The organism is Frateuria sp. (assembly GCF_035695185.1).
Classification (GTDB): Bacteria; Pseudomonadota; Gammaproteobacteria; order Xanthomonadales; family Rhodanobacteraceae; genus Frateuria_A.
In genome coordinates, this window is sequence record NZ_DASSES010000130.1 from 1 (window position 1) to 16003 (window position 16003).

Consider the following 16003-nt stretch of genomic DNA (forward strand, 5'->3'; position numbering starts at 1 on the left):
GGGCCGCTGTGTCCGCAGTGGACCAAAGAGGTCAACTGCGGAGCGAATAAGGCGGCATTCCGCCGTCAAAATGAGCGTTTTTCGCTTTGACGGGACCAATGTCACGCGTGAGTGGTTGCGCGGCGATTGATCAGACCATCCTTAACAGGAGCGCACGTGCTTTGTGCTCTTGCGGAGAAGAGGCTGCATGGCCTCCTGACATCTATCCCCTTGGATCTGCCAGACCAATTCATGCTCTTCGGTAATGCTACCCAGGCGGAAGAATGTGACCTCCGGCTACTCAGCGCAGTCCGGCGGCAAGCAGAGCAACCCATCGCGGAATCGAAGCTGATCACTGCGACTCCCGTGGACTTCGCGGCAGCGAAGAGGCGGCTGGCGCGTGTCGATCGAATGATCGAAGGGCTCGAACCACGAACACGGCGCTATGCAGCACTGGTACGTAAGGTGTGCGATGCGAGAGCAACGGGTGAGAATCCACTCGAAGTCTGTTTAACCCGATACGTCAACTCGGGCAGGAGGGTTGGGCAGCTCACCGCGGATCAAGAGGCGGCGCTGATGCGCTCCATCGAACGATATCGAAGAGACGCATCCATTCGGACAAAGCTACAAGCCCACGACAAGCTGGTTGCAGACTGCAGGAATCGGGGTATTCGTCCACCGGGCAGGGCGACCTTCCACACTCGCTTGCAGCGATACAGTCGAGAAGTCCGCGCGCACACCATTGGCGGACATCGAGCATTTCATGCGGCCGAGGCCGCCATCGATCCCAAAGATCGAACGCTCCGGTGTCCCGTGCCTGGGCTGATGGTGCACGTGGACTCGACCAAGTTTGATGCCAGGTGCAGCCCGGATCAGCTGCAGGGCTTTGGCTTCGAGTGTCCAACCCTTTACGTCGCAATGGACTCCGCCTCAGGAATGCCTCTCGGGTATGCCGTGCTCTTCGGTCCGTCTCGACGCCTGGCATTGGCGGTATTGATCCGCGACGTTCTGCATAGACAAGGTGTTCTCCCTCGCTATTGGATCGCCGATGGGGGTGCAGAGTACGTAGGACCATGGTTTGAAGGCTTCTGCGACTACACAACGGCAACGCGCATCCAGCCTCCGCCGGGAGCACCAAGAAAGAACTCGCTAGCTGAGAACGCGCTTGGCCGCATCAATGCAGAGGTCGCTCACCGCTTCTTGGGGAGCACCGACCCAGACAAGGCTGGTCGATCGGTAACCGCCAAGCAGAAGAGCTACGCGACGGCGTGTCACAACTATTCGACCATCGTGGCCGAGCTCGAAACCTACCTGTTTGGGGATATGCCACGCACACCAGTCGGGTCTACACGAACTGGGCCACGTGATGAGTGGGAGCGCAGCGGCGGGGTGCTTGAGCAGGTTGGATGCATTCACGTGAACTGCATGGACGACTTCCTCATAGCTACCTCCGTCCCACTAGACAGAGACGTGAGGGTCGACCCAATTCGTGGCGTTCGCTATCTCCAGCGGAAGTACGTCAGTGACGAGCTGCTTCGGCTTATTCGGACGGAGCGTCCTATCGAGATTCGCATCGATTGCGTTGATTCCCATCGCATCTACGTGAGGTTCCGTTCCAAGTGGGTTCTTGCTCGGACTGCACAAAGCCTTAAACGAGGCGGCTTGTCAGACGCGTCGAAGCTCTTTGAGGGGGCGGTTGACGGAATCAGACGAAGCGATGCGGCTAAGACACGAGCCGAGATTCGTCGGCAGCGGACTCAGCGCATCGATGACGCGAACGCGGCAGCCAAAGCTACTAGGCACCTCGAGAGGCAGTTCGATGGTACCGACCAGGCTCAATCAAAGCAGACGCCTGAGGTAGAGGAAGGTGGCTTCGACTGGGGCGACCTGGACCAGCTCATCCAGCCGTTCGATGTCGAAAAGGAGGGTGCGTAATGAGGCAGGCAATGATCCTCCATCCGGGGTTCGTGCGGGCCCGCGCAGCACTTTTAAAGGCACTTGATACTGACGAAGAGGGGCAACTTATCTTCGTTATCGGGCTGTCGGGTGCAGGCAAGTCCGAAGTTAGATACGCCGTGATGCCTATCTTTGCTGGAGACCCGGAAACATGGCCTAAAGGAGGACTTCCCGCAATTTCAGTTCGCGCGGCTCCGACTGACCGCTCGAACTTCAGCAGTAAGGAGTTCGCGTCTCGACTCTACCTCGAGATACTCGAACCAAACCTTGGATGGTTGGCCCGTCGTGGATCCGTCGAGGACGCGGATCAGGGGCATACGCATGCTGATGCGAGACTCGAAAGCCCTTTCTGGAAGGGCCTGCGGAGCCACCTAACTGAGCATCGTTTGCGCGCGTGCTTTGAAAGGATGGCCGTTGCTCGCGGGCTGCGCGCTGTCTTCGTCGAGGAGGCCACATCCATGACACACACCCAGTCGGGGAAGGACCCGCGGGATCACATGGTGAACTGTATGTGCCTCGCCGAGGAGATCAAGGCAACCATGGTTTTTTTCGGCGTTCCTCGCATGGCTGCCCTTTGGCAAGGGAATGCTGAGATCCGCAGGCGCGCCCACTTTGTCTTTGTGGATCGCTACCGCATCCAAGAGAAATCTGACCGGCCAGCCTTTGGACGATTGGCCGTCAGTTTGGCCTCGCGCTATCAATTTTCCCGGGCCGATCTCTTAGTGAAGAATTTAGATCTCGCTTACGCCGCGTCCGCCGGTGTCTGCGGCGAGTTGAAGGGATACCTTCGTCGGGCGGACGATTTGCGAGCGAGTGAAGGTCACCATGCCATCCATAAGCGCCATCTTGAGAACGCGATTTATCCACCTGAGGAGCTCGACACGCTTCATCGTGATGTGGAGGCCTTTGATGGTTTGAAGGCCTCGACTCCCTGGTCAACAACTCGCAGGTTTTTTAAACATGCTCGATAAATCGGTAAGCGATGTCGACAAAGCGCGGGAAAAGTGGACAGTATTGCCACCACTCGAACTTCGAGGTGTGGGTACGCCTCTAGTCGAGTCATTACAAAGTTTCATCTCCCGGGTCTTGGCTACTACCGGGATGGGATCTAAACGCCTGGCCAAAGGCCTTAGCCTCAAAATGCCATCAAAGCTGATACGTATGGGGGGATTTAGCAGGTCGAACGGACCGGATGTGCTGGAACTCGCGGTAGACGAACTTCAGAGCCTAACAGGGGCGGATAATCTCAGGTCTGGGACATTTTGGGCTCTGTCGAAAATCCTTACCGCGGATAACCAAAGCATCAACGAGAAGTGCTGCCGTAGGTGGTGCCCCAATTGCTACAAGGAGTGGGGTCCTGAATCTTATGAGCCGCTGGCTTGGACAGTCGACTTACTGCGCACCTGTCCTGTCCACGGTTGTTTGCTCAACAATGCTTGCTGGTCCTGTGAACGACCTCAACGGCCTTATCTAGATGCGAGTCGTCGTAGTTCGTGCACCAACTGCGGAGCCGACCTAAGTAGGTCTGTCAGATGGGTCGAGCTCCATCCCTTTCTTCGGTCGGTCGAACGTCAAGTGCTTGATTTGATCGAATTCTGCGCAGAGTCACGCACCGAGCCGGTGCCGTACGACGTACTGAGGGAGTTTATTCAGGGATTGCGGCGGTCCGCTGGTAGTCGACGGGGAGACATCCTCGCCAAGCAAATTAAGCAGTTTGCATCGTGTGCGAAGCTTAGGAGGCGCCGGGTATCTCTTCGCTCCCTCATCAATCTCTGCGCGATTCAGGGGGTGTCGGTCAGCGAATTCCTCGCCGCTCCTCGTGCAACGTCCAGTCCCCTCCTGTTTGACCGATGGGGAGGGCTTACCTACATGCCACTTCCAACCGCTCGGCAAGCTCAAAAAATCTACGTGGCAAGCCAATGTATGAAGGCATATCTGCGAGAGCGTCCGGCTTATCTGCCTCCAATTTCGGTGTTCCTTAGTCGATTCAACGTTCAGTTGCTCGCCGTCAGGGACGTTGCGGAAGAAACCTACGATTTCTATCTGGCGGCGCATTCGGTCCACGGTGATGCGGCCACGCAAAGGGCGCTCCGAGCAGCCTATCTCTCTGCGACCAGTATCTTGGCTGCACGGACTCAAGGTGAGCCGTTGGACGCCGAGGTGGTGGCGGCAATGGTCATGCGTCGCACGGAAGTGGGATTGTCAATTGCTAGGCACGCAGTCAAGAGCGCCGCATTGGTGCGTGCAACTCAGGCCGAAGAAGTCATCAGTTGCTACGAGCGTGAGATGACTCTCGACGAAGCCCTTGACTGGTTCGTAGAGAACAGGCAGTGCTCTCGGAATGCGGATGGGGTACCACCGAGGACAAGGAACGATGCCCCACACCGACGGTCTTAACATCGCCATCAGCGTCCACGGATCTGGCCGCTATAGACCAGAAGGGCGCGCGTATCACGACGCCGTCTTGCCGTTGCCGCAGTCTCGCGACGCGCAATCAAGCCGCTGAGGCGGAGGGCTTGTTCGTAGAGCGGCCATCGATCAGGACGATGTTTTTCGCATTGCTGATTTCCAGGTCGCGGAGGATCTTCTGGACCCGCTGCCACTCTCCGTCAGTAAAATACAGAATCACTGTGATAGACGACTTGGTGTCGTTGGCCACCTCGTAGATTTCAACCTGGCTTTTTAAGTTTGCTTTGAGCTTCGTGTTTCGGGCCAGCTTGAACTCCACAAGCGTTTTGTCCGCGCTCCCCATCGACACCTTGTAGTCGACCGGGCCGCGTCCATTGTTCACCTCTCGATTGACATCCAAAGGCGAGGCATACCAGGTCAAGCGATACAGCAACTGCAGGTGGGCTTCCTGAGTGATCGGCTTGTCGCGCACGTAGAAAATTCGCCAACCATCCTTGTTTTCGATGACGTTCTTGAGGAAGTTGACGCGGGCCATTGACTCATCGAATGAGGTTCCACCTGCATAGAATGACGTGCCCTGCAGATGATCGCGAACGAGCTCGGACACGCGCTCGACGAACTGCTCTTGGGTGTCACTGACCTTTTTGTTACTTACCTTATGAGCTTCGTCGCCTGAATCTTCCTTGGATCGGATGAAGTAGTCCAAGATGATGGGGAACTCCTCGATCGCCTTTGCTGCAATTGCCTTTCGGTCCGCGTCAGTGGCGTCCTCGCCCAGACGAGCCATGAAGTAGCCGTCAATCTGGTGCCTCAGTTGATCGTTGGGGATCGCTTGGTAGATGTCTTCGAACCCGTCGAGTAGATCCCCTCTATTGATCCATGCTTCGTCGCGGGTGAGCATGTCTTTCGGCGTGAGGATGACGAAATCGCCATTAATGAAGGGAAGCTCGTATTTGCCGGCCATCCAGCGATAGGTCTGACGATTGAACTGCACGCGCTGCACGGCGACGGACCTCACTTGCTCCGCGCGCAGATGCGTTCGTGCGAACTCCTGCGTGTACTCCAAGAGAAAGCGCTTGATCAGGTTGGTCACGAAATCGCTCAGGTGGTCACGACCGACCCCATCGCTCAGCAGGCATAGCTTTTCAAGATGGCTGCTCTTGGTGATAGACTCAGCACCGAAATTTCTGAAGACCAGGTGCAAGTTGCGATGCAGCGCGCTGGCAAAGCGCTCACCCAGCCCATTGCCACTGTTCCCAGAGCGGCTGAAGCCCAACCAGTTTTGCTTGACCTCAGCGAACCGAAACCACTGATCCACGTGGGCCTTCGTCAGATTTTCCGTCGCGGAAACGTCCCGGAGGAATTTCAGATAGTCGATGATCTCCCTGTGGAGCTCCTGATATTCTGGCTTGGGACTGTCGAACAGCAAAAAGGGGTCGATGAATAGAGGAAGGTCATTGACCAGCGAGACGTTAAAAGCGCCGTAGGCCTCGAGCACAACTTTATCGACGTCGAAAAAGTCGGTGAAGTAGATTCCAACCCTGTCGCCTGTTTTGTTTCTTGCCTTATCTGAAAGATTCAATGGCCTATCTCCCAACGTCTTAATTGCCCTTAACTTTTGCTCGGCTCCGCGGAAGCGAGATCAATCGCGCACCGCGCAAAGTCTCCGCGCAGTGATGGTGCCGGACCGTATTGGCGCAAGGCTTTTACGCGGTCGTTTTGCAGGCGCCTGTGCGCGCTGTCTTACAGCCTGGAGTGAATCGGCGACCATTGTCCGCAAGTCAAGTGCCGGATCGGCGTTTGTCGGTCGAGCTTGCCCGGGCATCGGTGGGACAGCAAGAGCATGACGATCTGGATCTGCCCACGCGACGGGGTCTGGCAGGGCGGCAGCTCGCCTGGTGCCGCGAAAGGCCCCGTCATATTGCCGTCGCTCAAGGTCCTAGGCTTTGGGACTTTGTCGGCAATGCTTGAGTTTCCTGACACGAATGTTTGTACGCCGGCCCTGACACCATAGTTCGTACAAGCAGCACAAACATTGGTGTCATGCCCACGGCAGCCTCGGCGGGTCCGCATGACTTCAGGCCCATGTACTAGTGTGAACTTCACACTAACCTGCACACCAACCCAAGTGGCAGTGCAGGCAAGCGTGTGGACGATCGGGTCGGCCATCTGAAGAAATTCCAGAAGGAGCTCTCCGCCGGCACCGTCTCCCTGGTGCTGCTGGCGGTGCTGGGGCAGTCGAGGCAGCCGCTGTACGGCTACCAGATCGCCAAGCGGCTGGAAGAGCTGGGCGAGGGCGTGCTGGCCGGCAAGCAGAGTGCGCTCTACCCGGTGCTGCGCAACCTGGAGGCGGCCGGGCTGCTGGCCAGCGAGGTGGAGCCTTCGGTGAGCGGCCCGCCGCGCCGCTATTACCGTGTTACCGAGCCGGGGCGGGAGGTGCTGCGCGAGTGGGTCGCGGCCTGGAACGCCACGCGCGATTCCGTCGACAAGGTCCTTCAAGGAGAGGTGTGATGAACGCACCGCGCACGATCAACCAATACCTCGACCAGCTGCGCGCCGCGCTGCGCGGCGCCGACCCGGCGCTGGTGCAGGACGCGCTCTACGACGCGGAGGAGCACCTGCGCGCCGAGCTGGCCGAACAGCCCGCCCGCAGCGAGGCGGACATGCTGGCCCAGGTGGTCGGCAGCTACGGTGCGCCGGAGGAGGTGGCCGAGCTCTACCGCGACCAGGAGATCCGGATCCAGCGCGCGCTGCGCCCGCCGCCGCCGCCGAAGCGCCGCTCGCTGGTTGGGCGCTTCTTCGGCGTGGCCGCCGATCCGCGCACCTACGGCGCGCTGTTCTACATGGTGCTGGCGCTGGCCACCGGCATCTTCTACTTCACCTGGGCGGTCACCGGGGTGTCGCTCTCGGCAGGCCTCTCCGTCCTGATCGTCGGCCTGCCGTTCATCGTGCTGTTCTTCGGCTCGGTACGGGTGCTCTCGCTGGTCGAGGGCCGCATCGTGGAAGCCATGCTGGGCGCCCGCATGCCACGGCGGCCGCCGTATCCGGCCAAGGGCCAGGGCCTGATCAAGCGGATCGGCGCCATGTTCACCGACGCACGCACCTGGACCACGCTGCTGTACATGCTGCTGATGCTTCCGCTGGGCATCGTCTACTTCACCATCGCGGTGACGCTGGTCTCGGTGTCGGTCGGGTTCATCGGCGCGCCGGTGGCCTGGATGATGAGCAGAGGCGACCTTTCGCGCCTGTTCGTCGATCACCGGGTGATCGTCGACTGGGGCTTCGGGCAGCACGTGCCCGGCTGGGGCGATGCCATCGCGCTGTGTGTGCTGGGCGTGCTGCTGCTGTTCGCCACGCTGCACCTGGCGCGCGGGCTGGGCCGCATGCACGGGCAGGTGGCGCGCCACCTGCTGGTGCGGGGTGGCCAGGAGGCCAGGTAGGCGGGCTCGAGGTCGGGCGATCGCGGGCTGGCGCGCCTGGGGTCAGAAGTCCTCGCCGTCGACGATTTCGAGGCCGGCATCCAGTCGCCGTGCCTCGGCCTCGGCGACCACCCGGACGGCGTCCGCGTGCAGGTCGTCCGGTGCGTCGACCTCCAGCATGAAGACCTTCCCTTCGCTGTCGTCGACCAGGTTCGCCGAGCTCGAATCGTCGCGCACGCCCAGCATGAAGTCCTCGATCTCCTCGACGTGCTCGATGCCGTCGATGCCGTGCAGCACGGTGATGATCGAATCGGCAGCGTCGCGGTTGCCGATCAGGCGCAGGCGGATCATGGACATGGATCGGACTCCAGGCGGGGCAGTTTGGAAAATGCTGGAGCGCCCGATGTGTGCGTTGGGTGATTGCCAGGCCGTAACATCGGCTTCTTTGCCGGCGCCCCTCCATGCCCAAGACCTACGATCGCGCGTACTTCGACAAGTGGTACCGCAACCCGCAGCACGCGGTCGCCTCGGCTGCCGAACTCAAGCGCAAGGTGGCACTGGCGGTGACCCTGGCCGAGTACTACCTGGGGCGCCCGTTGCGCAACGTGCTCGATGTCGGCTGCGGCGAGGCGCCCTGGCGCGCACCGCTGCGGGCCTTGCGGCCGGGCGTGGCGTACCGCGGCCTGGACGCGAGCACCTACGTGGTGGAGCGCTACGGGCGCAGCCGCAACATCGGGCTGGCGCGCTTCGGCCAGCTGGAGCACCTGCGTTTCGACACCCGCTTCGACCTGATCGTGTGTACCGACGTGCTGCATTACCTGAGGCCGGCCGAGATCCGCGCCGGCCTGGCCGGGATCGTCGAGATGCTGGAGGGCGTGGCGTTCCTGGAGGTGTTCACCAGCCGCGACGATGTCATCGGCGACCGCGAGGGGTTTTGCTCGCGGCCTCCCTCTTGGTACCTTCGCCAGTTCGCACAGGCGGGCCTGCTCCCGTGCGGCTCACATGGTTATCTTGGCCCGCGGCTGGAGCGGCACATCGCCGCGCTGGAGCGCGCGCAGGCCGCAGGCTAGGCATTCACGGCGTGGATAGAGGAAGGTCCCATAATCGCTTGTCTCCCCGCTGGACCTGCGGGTGGTTTTTGTTCAAGAGGTAAACATGTCGACAGGCGGGGACAACTATGGACGGATGGTGCAGGCGCTGGACACGCTTGCCATGGTATTCCTCGACCCGCAGGGGCGGATCACCAACTGGAACGCCGGAGGCAGGCGGATCTTCGGCTATGCCGCCGACGAGGTGATCGGCCAGTCGTTCTCCATGCTCTACACCCCGGAGGCCTGCGCAGCCGGCCTGCCCGAGCAGGCCCTGCAGGCCGCCAGGCGGGCGGGGCGGGACGAGGAGACCGGCTGGCGCCTGGGCAAGTGCGAGCAGCGGGTGTGGGCGCGAACCATTCTCGAGTTCGTGCGTGACGATGCCGGCGAACCGGCCGGATACACCTATCTGGTCCGTGACATTCCCTGGCCGCACCAGTCCGACGACATGCTCGGCAGCAACGAGCAACAGTTCAGTCTGCTGGTGCAGGGCGTGCGCGACTACGCCATCTACATGCTCGACCCCGACGGCCACGTGGCCAGCTGGAACGCCGGCGCCCAGCGCATCAAGGGCTATCGGGCGGAGGAGGTGCTGGGCAAGCACTTCAGCCACTTCTATGCGGACGAGGATGCCAGCGCCGGCAAGCCGTCGCGCAACCTGGCCGTCGCGCGCACGCAGGGCGTATACGAGGGCGAGGGGTGGCGCCAGCGCAAGGACGGCTCGCTGTTCTGGGCGCACGTGGTGATCGACCGCCTGACCGATGCCGATGGCAGGATCGTGGGCTTCGCCAAGATCACCCGCGACATCACCGAGAAGAAGCGGGTGGAAGAGGAACTGGCGGTCGCCCGCGAGGCGCTGTTCCAGGCACAGAAGTCCGAATCCATCGGGCAGCTCACCGGCGGCGTGGCACACGACTTCAACAACCTGCTGATGGCGGTGATGGGCAACCTGGAGCTGCTGCGCAAGTGGCTGCCGCCGGCCACGCGCCCCCAACTGTTGCTGGACAACGCCATGGCCGGCGCGCAGCGGGGCGCGGCGCTGACCCAGCGCATGCTCGCCTTCGCGCGCCGCCAGGAGCTGCATCCGCAACCGGTCGATGTGCCGATGCTGGTGCACGGCATGGCGGAGCTGATCCGCCGCTCGCTGGGACCGGAGGTGCGCATCGGCACCAGCTTCCCGCTGCAACTGCCGCGCGTGCTGATCGACCCGAACCAGCTGGAGCTGGCGCTGCTCAACCTGGCCGTCAACGGACGCGATGCCATGCCGCAGGGCGGCCGCCTCGAGATCGGTGCCCGCAGCGAACGCGTGGGCGAGGGACACTCGACCGCGCTTCCGCCCGGGGAATACGTCTGCCTGTGGGTGGCCGACGAGGGGCACGGCATGGACGAGGAGACTCTCCAGCGCGCCACCGAACCGTTCTTCACCACCAAGGGCGTGGGCAAGGGAACCGGCCTGGGCCTGTCGATGGCCTTTGGCCTGGCCGAGCAATCGGGCGGGCGATTGCTGCTGCAGAGCCAGCCGGGCAAGGGCACCACGGTGGAGATCTGGTTGCCGGTCGCCGCGGCAGCGCTCGGCGTGCCGGCGCCCGCCGAGGAGGTCAGCGATACGGACGCGGAGCTCCATTGCAGCGAGCCGCTGAACCTGCTGATCGTGGACGATGACGACCTCGTATTGCTGAGCACCATGGCCATGGCCGAGGATCTCGGCCACGTCGTCCACGCCGTGCGCTCGGCGGAGGAAGCCATCGCCTACATCGATGCCGGTGGCGAGGTGGACGTGGTCATCACGGACCAGGCGATGCCGGGCATGACCGGGGTCCGGCTGGCCGGGCTCCTGCGCGAGCGCACCCCGGGCCTGCCGATCGTGCTCGCCTCCGGCTACGCCGAGCTGCCGGGGGCGCCCGTGCCCGAACTGGTGCGAATGGGCAAGCCCTTCACCAAACGCGACCTGCACCGGGCCATCACCGATGCCGCGGGGCAGCTCGGTGTGGCCGAAGAGGCCCGCTGAGCGCGCGCCCTGTTCGATGCCCCACGTCCGTTGACAGGCAGCCGCCTGCTACGACCGCGACGACGGGATGACCTCACGCGGTCGAGCCACCGGTTACGCGATCATCGCCGGCGATCGCGCCTGGGCTGGCCCAGTGCGGGCCCGGACCTGGACCGGAACCGGGCCTGGAACACACTCACGGTGACGGCGCGGCCCGACCAGGGCTGCTCCCGTACCTTTGGCGAGTGGCCCGCAAAAGCCGCAGGCGAGGGGCTCGACCCGCCCACTGTCAACGGGTGACTGGGTTAAAGTGCCGCGCAGCAGTTGCACGTGGAGAAGAGTTGTCATGCAACACCGAGCCGGCCACTCCTCCCTGGCACCTGGCGCCGATATGCCGTTCGGCAGCGAGGCGCGGCTGGAGCTGGCCATGCGTGCGGCGGAGCTCGGCATCTGGGACTGGAACCTCCTCGACAACACCCTGGTCTACTCGCGTCGTGCGCGGGAAATCTGCGGCCTGCCGCCAGGCGATACGCCGCTGCGCCTGGAAGAGGTGCAGGCGCGTACCCATCCACACGACCTGCCGCGCACGCATGCCATGCTGCAACGCGCGCTCGACCCGCAGGTCCGTGAGCGCATGCCCTATGAATACCGCGTGGTGCACCAGGACGGCCAGGTGCGCTGGGTGGTGGCCAATGGCGAGGCGCTGTTCGCGAAGGTCGACGGCGTGGTTCGCGCCGTGCGCTACATCGGCACCCTGCAGGACGTCAGCGAGTGGCGCCAGCTCCGTTCCGCGCTGGAGACCAGCCAGGCCAGGCTGCACCTGGCCATCGAGGCGGGCCGCATGGCGGTGTGGGAAACCGACCTGCGCAACGAGACCATGGTCGGCTCACCCGAACTCAATCGCCTGCTCGGCTTTCCCGAGGACGCCACGCCGAGCATGGACCAGTTGCGCGCCGGCTATCCGGCCGGCGAGCGCGAGCGGTTGCAGGCCCGCATGAGCGACGCGCTCACGCACGGCGAGCGCTTCGTCGAATCGGAGTTCCGCTATGTCTGCCCCAGCGGCGAGCAGCGCTGGCTGCTGCTGCGTGCGGAGATCCACCACGAGGATGGCCAGCCCGCGCGGGTCATGGGCGTGCTGATGGACATCACCGCCCGCCGCCGTGCCGAGGACGCGCTGCGCGCCAGCGAGGCGCGGCTCAAGCTGGCCCAGCGGGTCGGCAACATCGGCGTATGGGAGTGGGAACTTCCATCGGGCGACGCCAGCTGGTCGCGGGAGATGTATGTGCTGTTCGGGCTCGACCCGGATACGGGAATCACGCCGGAGCAGGCCTGGGCGGCCGCGGTCTACCCGGAGGATCGCGTCGCCGTCGACCAGGCGGTGCGCCGCAGTACCGAAAGCGGCCAGCCACTGGACGTCGAGTTCCGTATCCGCGCCAACGGCGAAACGCGCTGGATCCTCTCCAAGGGCACGCCCGTCGTCGATTCGGACGGGCACCGGAGGATGATCGGCGTCAACCAGGATGTGACCGGCGCGCACCAAGCCCGCACCGCACTGGAGGACCGCAACCGTGCTCTGCAGGAGGCTGCGGTGCAGATCGGCCGCGAGCGGGAGCGCGTGTTCGAACTCAGCCGCGATCTGTTCGCCGTGGCCGGGTTCGATGGCTACCTGAAGGCGGTCAACCCGTCCTGGACACGCATTCTCGGTTACGACGAGCAAACCCTGCTTTCGCGGCCGTTCCTGGATTTCATCCATCCGGACGACCGCGCCACCGCGAATGCCGTGCTGGCGTGCCTGAAGCGCGGGCACGTGGCACCGCCGTTCGAAAACCGCATGCAGTGCGAGCATGGCGGCTGGCGCTGGATCGCCTGGACGGCCGAGGCCGAGAGCGACCGGATCTACGCGGTCGGCCGCGACGTCAGCCAGGAAAAACTCGCCGCGCACGAGCTCGAAGCGGCCAACCGGCAGCTGCGCAACCAGGTCGAGGGTCGCGAGCGCGTCGAGGCGACGCTGCGCCAGATGCAGCGCCTGGAGGCCGTGGGCCAGCTCACTTCCGGCGTGGCGCACGACTTCAACAACCTGCTCACCATCGTGCTCGGCAACCTCGACCTGATCGAGATGACGGTCCAGGATCCCAAGGTGCTCCGGCGGTTGGAACTGATGCGCCAGGCGGCATTGCGCGGCGCCACGCTCACCTCGCAGCTGCTCGCGTTCTCGCGCCGCCAGCGGCTGGAGCCGAAGGTGGTCGACCTCAATGGCACCGTCGAAGGCATGAGCGAGCTGCTCAGGAGCACGATGGGCGGCAGCATCGCGGTGGCCGCGCACCTGCAGCCGGACCTGTGGAGCGCCCTGGTCGACCCGACCCAGATCGAGCTGGTCATCCTCAATCTCGCGATCAACGCGCGCGACGCCATGCCGGCCGGCGGCAGCCTGGCCATCCAGACGGCCAATGTCACGCTCACCGACGAGCCAGGCCAGCCGGGGGAGCCGACGCCGGGCGACTACGTGGCGATCAGCGTGACCGACACCGGCACCGGCATGGCCGAGGAGGTGCGTGCCCGGGCATTCGAGCCCTTCTTCACCACCAAGAGCGTGGGCAAGGGCTCCGGACTGGGCCTGGCGCAGGTGCTCGGCTTTGCCCAGCAGTCCGGTGGCGGCGTGCGGATCGAAAGCCGCCCGGGCGCGGGCACCACGGTGCGCGTCTACCTGCCGCGCGCGCATGCGGGCATGGCCGACGGCGGGACGGCGCCGGACAACCCCGCGCGCACGCAGCCGCTGCCCCAGCGCCGCCTGGCGCTGCTGGTTGACGATGACGCGGCGGTGCGCGACGTCACTGCGGCGCGACTGCGCCGGCTCGGCTTCGAAGTGCTCGAGGCGGGCTCGGGTGGCGCGGCCCTCGACCTGCTGGATCGCACCGCGCAGGTGGATCTGCTGGTCGCCGATTTCGCCATGCCCGGCATGAATGGCGTGGAGGTCGCCCAGCAGGCCCGTGTCCGCCGGCCGGACGTGCCGGTGCTGTTCGTCACCGGCTACGCGGACCAGACCGCGCTGGCCGGCGTGGGCGAGGAGCGGGTGGTGCAGAAGCCGTTCCGCGACGACGAGCTGGAGCGTAAGGTGAAGGCGGCGGTCGGCTCGTAGGCAGGGAAGAAATGCCCTCCCGACCACCGGTCCTGCCCGCGGTCCCGGCAGCCCGGCGGGCGGGTGGGAATTGCCCTGGCATCCGCCTACTATGCGGTGGTTAACCCCACGCAAAGGTGCTCAATGAACCGGATGCTTGCCACTGCCATCGCCTTGACGTTCGCCGCCCCCGTGCTGGCGGCGGAGGTGCCGCACTTCGATCCCCATCGCCTTTCCGACGAGGTCAAGGCGTTGTCTTCCGACGCTTTCGAGGGCCGCGGCCCGGCCACTCCCGGGGAGACCAAGGCGGTCGACTACGTGATCGGGCAGTTCAAGGCCGCCGGGCTCCAGCCGGGTGGCGCGGTCGTCGACGGCAAGCGCACCTGGACGCAGCCGGTGCCGCTCGGGCGCTTCGAAATCGTCGGCACGCCCACGTTCTCGCTGACCGAGGATGGCAAGAGCGTGCCGCTCACCCAGGGCGACCAGATCGCCGTGCGCGCGGCGATGGACGGCAGCCGCAAGGTCGACATCAAGAACGCCCCGCTGGTGTTCGTCGGCTACGGCGTCGATGCGCCGGAGCGTCACTGGGACGACTTCAAGGGCGTGGACCTGAAGGGCAAGATCGGCGTCGTGCTGGTCAACGACCCCGACTTCGAGACCGGCCACGGCGACTTCGGCGGCAAGGCGATGACCTACTACGGCCGCTGGACCTACAAGTACGAGGAAGCGGCGCGCCAGGGCGCGCTCGGCATGCTGGTCGTGCACGAGACCGCACCGGCCTCCTACGGCTGGGCGACGGTGAAGAACTCCAACACCAACGTGCAGTTCGACATCGTGCGCGACAAGCCGGCCGCCGAGCACCCGACGCTGGAGGGCTGGATCCAGCACGACCTGGCCGTGCAGATGTTCAAGGCGGCCGGGCTGGATTTCGCCGCGCTCAAGAAGCAGGCGCAGACGCGCGACTTCAAGCCGGTGACGCTCGACGGCGTAACCTTCACGGCGCACTACGATGTCGACGGCAAGGTGATCACCTCGCAGAACGTCGTCGGGCGCGTCGAGGGCGCCAAGCGCCCCGGCGAGACGGTGATCTACAGCGCGCACTGGGACCACCTCGGCGTCGGCGCAGCGGACGCCAAGGGCGATCGCATCTACAACGGCGCAGTCGACAATGCCACCGGCACCGCCGCGCTGATCGAGCTGGGCCGCGCCTTCGCGCATGCCCCCAGGCCGGATCGCTCGGTGGTGTTCCTCGCCGTCACCGCCGAGGAGAAGGGGCTGCTGGGTTCGGAGTACTACGCCACCCATCCGCTCTACCCGGTGGCCACCACGGTCGCGGACATCAACATGGACGCGCTCGACCCGCAGGGCGAGGCGCGCAACTTCAGCATCTCGGGCAACGCCAAGCTCGGCCTGCTCGATCGCCTGATCGCGGTGGGGAAGACCTACCACATGAGCTATGCGGCCGATCCGCATCCGGAAGCCGGCAGCTTCTTCCGCTCCGACCACTTCTCTTTCGCCAAGCAGGGCGTGCCGGCGATCTCGTTCGAGTCGGGCAACGACCTGGTCAAGGGCGGCAAGGCGGCGGGCGAGGCGCAGGGCAAGCTCTACAACCGCGAGCACTACCACCAGCCGTCGGACGAATGGCAGGCCAGCTGGTCGTTCGCCGGCATGGCGCACGATCTGCGCATGCTCTACCAGCTGGGCTCGCAGCTGGCCGACTCGGATGCGTGGCCGCAGTGGTCGAAGGATTCGGAGTTCCGGGCCGAGCGCCAGAAGACCGCCGCCCAGCGCAAGTGAAACCACGCGGCTGCCCTCCGGGGCAGCCGCATCGGCCGGGGAATCTTCCCCGGCCGAATCGCCGCTCGATGCTCAGTCGGCGACTGAAATGCTCCGTCGCGTCAGGATGCGGCCGTCGACGTCCTTGGCCACCAGCCGGTACTTGCCCGGCCTCAGGTACAACTCGCTGGCCGCCAAACCCCCGCTCGGACGCAGCGCATCGTTCCCCTCCGAACGCAGGTTCGGTGGATCGAGTGCCAGCCGGTCGGCGGGA

The 16003-nt window shown here is 64.2% G+C and carries 11 protein-coding genes and 1 pseudogene; 9 read left to right on the top strand and 3 right to left on the bottom strand.

Going from position 1 to position 16003, the window contains the following annotated elements; all coding sequences use genetic code 11:
• The first annotated feature begins 813 nt into the window (after positions 1–813).
• The 3 genes from VFH59_RS10685 to VFH59_RS18505 are packed head-to-tail and all read left to right on the top strand — an operon-like array spanning position 814 to position 4332.
• Positions 814–1914: a hypothetical protein gene (locus VFH59_RS10685; RefSeq protein WP_325164880.1), complete on the top strand. Its 1101-nt coding sequence runs from the start codon at positions 814–816 to the stop codon at positions 1912–1914.
• Complete coding sequence (locus tag VFH59_RS10690; protein ID WP_325164881.1) at positions 1914–2906, top strand: hypothetical protein; 993 nt, start codon at positions 1914–1916, stop codon at positions 2904–2906. The genes VFH59_RS10685 and VFH59_RS10690 overlap by 1 nt, the downstream gene beginning before the upstream one ends.
• Positions 2896–4332 (top strand): TniQ family protein, encoded by a 1437-nt coding sequence (locus tag VFH59_RS18505; RefSeq protein ID WP_414655882.1) that lies wholly within the window; start codon positions 2896–2898, stop codon positions 4330–4332. Before VFH59_RS10690 ends, VFH59_RS18505 begins: the two co-directional genes overlap by 11 nt.
• Before the next feature lie 97 nt (positions 4333–4429).
• On the opposite strand, the gene VFH59_RS10695 is transcribed toward VFH59_RS18505, so the two are convergent.
• On the bottom strand, positions 4430–5926 hold the full coding sequence (locus tag VFH59_RS10695; protein WP_325164882.1) for a hypothetical protein: 1497 nt from the start codon (positions 5924–5926) through the stop codon (positions 4430–4432).
• 566 nt (positions 5927–6492) lie between these two features.
• On the opposite strand from VFH59_RS10695, the gene VFH59_RS10700 reads away from it, so the two are divergent.
• Together VFH59_RS10700 and VFH59_RS10705 are read left to right on the top strand one after the other, a co-directional pair.
• Complete coding sequence (locus VFH59_RS10700; RefSeq protein WP_325164883.1) at positions 6493–6855, top strand: PadR family transcriptional regulator; 363 nt, start codon at positions 6493–6495, stop codon at positions 6853–6855.
• Entirely contained in the window at positions 6855–7784 is a 930-nt protein-coding gene (locus VFH59_RS10705) for a sensor domain-containing protein (RefSeq protein ID WP_325164884.1), read from the top strand. Before VFH59_RS10700 ends, VFH59_RS10705 begins: the two co-directional genes overlap by 1 nt.
• Positions 7785–7826: 42 nt before the next feature.
• On the opposite strand, the gene VFH59_RS10710 is transcribed toward VFH59_RS10705, so the two are convergent.
• On the bottom strand, positions 7827–8120 hold the full coding sequence (locus VFH59_RS10710) for a hypothetical protein (protein WP_325164885.1): 294 nt from the start codon (positions 8118–8120) through the stop codon (positions 7827–7829).
• A gap of 104 nt (positions 8121–8224) precedes the next feature.
• Between VFH59_RS10710 and VFH59_RS10715 the strand changes: the two genes are divergently transcribed.
• From VFH59_RS10715 to VFH59_RS10730, 4 genes are all read left to right on the top strand, one after another.
• Positions 8225–8833 (top strand): class I SAM-dependent methyltransferase, encoded by a 609-nt coding sequence (locus VFH59_RS10715; protein ID WP_325164886.1) that lies wholly within the window; start codon positions 8225–8227, stop codon positions 8831–8833.
• 85 nt (positions 8834–8918) lie between these two features.
• Positions 8919–10859 carry a PAS domain S-box protein gene (locus VFH59_RS10720; protein ID WP_325164887.1) on the top strand — a complete coding sequence of 647 codons (1941 nt, stop codon included), beginning with the start codon at positions 8919–8921 and terminating at the stop codon, positions 10857–10859.
• Between the two features lie 325 nt (positions 10860–11184).
• Positions 11185–13974 carry a PAS domain-containing protein gene (locus VFH59_RS10725; protein ID WP_325164888.1) on the top strand — a complete coding sequence of 930 codons (2790 nt, stop codon included), beginning with the start codon at positions 11185–11187 and terminating at the stop codon, positions 13972–13974.
• Positions 13975–14097: 123 nt separating this feature from the next.
• A complete protein-coding gene (locus VFH59_RS10730; protein ID WP_325164889.1) occupies positions 14098–15750 on the top strand; it encodes a M28 family metallopeptidase in 1653 nt (550 codons plus the stop codon).
• Between the two features lie 72 nt (positions 15751–15822).
• Here the strand turns inward: VFH59_RS10730 and VFH59_RS10735 are convergent.
• Positions 15823–16003 (bottom strand): annotated as a pseudogene (locus VFH59_RS10735) (hypothetical protein); the annotation flags it as partial.